Source organism: Megasphaera stantonii (assembly GCF_025567065.1).
Classification (GTDB): Bacteria; Bacillota; Negativicutes; order Veillonellales; family Megasphaeraceae; genus Megasphaera; species Megasphaera stantonii.
The window spans coordinates 1-2,393 of sequence record NZ_JAOQKD010000045.1 but is presented as its reverse complement, the minus strand read 5'-3'; the positions used below and the strand labels follow the sequence as shown (position 1 = coordinate 2,393).

The following is a 2,393-nucleotide window of genomic DNA, read 5'->3' as shown; positions in this document are numbered from 1 at the left end:
CTCGTTCCAGAAGCCTATGTGCAAGCTGTTTTTGCAGAACTAAATCGCCGTCCCCGAAAATGTTTAGGATACAAAACGCCATACGAAGTACATTACTCTAAAAAGTTGCACTTAGCTTGACAATTCGCCAAATTATTTAAAATGTCACCATACCCATATTTACTGAAAAAAATAATTTTTATGCCTTCTATAACTAGCGCATGTATAAGATAAATATAAAAACTATAATCTGATATAACTCTTATAAATTTCATTTCCCTAACATTTAACATCGTAAAACCAATAAACATACATACAGATGCTATTGCAGCCAATACAGTCAACGGACCAATCGGATATGCTGGAAAGAAAATGTTTTCAAATCTAGGTTCAAATCCCAAATATTGATTAAACTTATATGAAGCAGAAAGGGCTGCATACAGCTCTATTAATATACCAAAAGAAATATACATATATGCTTTATTATTCCTCTGTCTATTTATTTTAATATATATAACGTCACCCATAATAAAATAACTCAAATATTTAAACGCCTCACCGATATCCCAGGCAAACAGATTCCCATTATCTCCAATTGAACTAATCATCACTGCCACAAAAAAAATTATGGAAACCTTTATATAAATATCCTGAGAAATTTTCCCTTTAATTATTTTGACAAATGGTGCAAATGCGTAAATCCATAAAAACATGTACATAAACCACATGTGATACATAGGAATGCCTTTAAATAAATTAAAAAATACAGTACTAACCGTTAACTTAGGATACACCAAAAAATATATCGCTAAAAGATTATATATAGTATAAATTATGCTAAATATTAGTGTTGGAATACCTAGTTTTATAAACGATTTTTTATAGAATTCCCTAAAACTATTTATATCATTTCTCAACACTAGAGCTCCCGATATCATTATAAAACAAGGAACTGCATACCTAGATAAATCATTATATATATAAGCCAGAGTAATAAGTTCATGACTTTTTACCATTGCTTGATCGGTAATCCACATTCCACTTAAGTGCAATAAAACAACTGAAAAAGTTGCCAGAGTCCGCAACAAATCATAACTATCAATCCTCATAATCTCTGAAACTCACCTCTTTTAGTCTCCACCTTTCTTATTTATATGACATCTTACTGCCTGCAATGCGCTGGCAATAACATCATCCATGTCATAATACTTGTACTCTGCCAAACGTCCGCCAAAGATGACATGTTTTTCTTTAGCCGCCAAGGCCGCGTACTGATTGTACAGTTCCGAATTTTTGCTGTCATTTACAGGATAATAGGCCTCTTCGCCGGGATGCCAGTCTGCCGGATATTCTTTCGTTACATACGTGACGGGCTGCGTGCCGAATTCAAAATGCTTATGCTCAATGCTGCGCGTATACGGCGTTTCCCTATCCGTATAATTCATGACCGCTACGCCCTGATGATTTTCTTCTTCCAACCGCTCCGTCTCAAAGCGCAGGCCCCGATATTCCAGCTGCCCGAGCTTATAATCAAAGTATGCGTCAATTGGCCCTGTATACACAACAGTCTTAGCCAATTTCCAATATTCGTCCCTGTGTTTATTATAGTCGACGCCAGTACGCACTTCGATACCGTCAAGCAGACCTTCTATAAGCCGATTATACCCGCCAATAGGAATGCCCTGATACCGGTCATTGAAATAGTTGTTGTCAAAGGTGTAGCGTACAGGCAGGCGCTTGATGATGAATGCCGGCAGCTCCGTACAGCTGCGTCCCCACTGTTTTTCCGTGTACCCCTTGATCAGCTTCGTATAAATGTCCGTGCCAATCAAAGAAATAGCCTGTTCTTCCAGATTTTTCGGCTCGCCCTGAATGGCCGTGCGCTGTTTGGCAATCTTAGCCGCCGCCTGCGCCGGCGTCACGACGCCCCACATTTTAGAAAACGTATTCATATTGAACGGCAAATTATATAACTCTCCTTTGTAATTAGCTACAGGAGAATTGACATAATTATTAAATTCTACGAACTGATTTACATAGTCCCAAACCGTTTTATCAGACGTATGGAAAATATGAGCCCCGTACTTGTGAATTCGAATGCCTTCCGTTTCTTCACAATACACATTACCACCAATATGATCGCGCCGTTCTAACACAAGACAGGATTTCCCCATTTTATGCATTTCATGAGCAAATACACTACCAAATAAGCCGCTTCCTACTACTAAATACTCGTACATCTAAATTCACTCCTATCAAAATCATTTTAGACTATCTATAGGTAAATTGAAAGTTGAATTTGAACAACCATAATCAGGAAACACACTCACTAGCATAAACTTCATCGAGGAATGCATCAAATAGCTCTGACGGCGTATGGTAGCCCAAAACACGCCGTGGGCGCTGGTTCAGCG

2 protein-coding genes and 1 pseudogene are annotated in these 2,393 nt (G+C 38.1%); 1 reads left to right on the top strand and 2 read right to left on the bottom strand.

The window, feature by feature from the left end:
- Nucleotides 1-120: pseudogene (locus OCV58_RS12130) on the top strand (IS30 family transposase); the annotation flags it as partial.
- On the opposite strand, the gene OCV58_RS12125 reads toward OCV58_RS12130, so the two are convergent.
- Together OCV58_RS12125 and glf are read right to left on the bottom strand one after the other, a co-directional pair.
- Nucleotides 93-1,088: an acyltransferase gene (locus OCV58_RS12125; protein WP_154878008.1), complete on the bottom strand. Its 996-nt coding sequence runs from the start codon at nt 1,086-1,088 to the stop codon at nt 93-95. The pseudogene OCV58_RS12130 and the gene OCV58_RS12125 overlap by 28 nt on opposite strands.
- Before the next feature lie 21 nt (nt 1,089-1,109).
- Nucleotides 1,110-2,219, bottom strand: a complete 1,110-nt coding sequence (gene glf / locus OCV58_RS12120) for a UDP-galactopyranose mutase (protein ID WP_154878007.1) — start codon at nt 2,217-2,219, stop codon at nt 1,110-1,112.
- Nucleotides 2,220-2,393 lie beyond the last annotated feature (174 nt).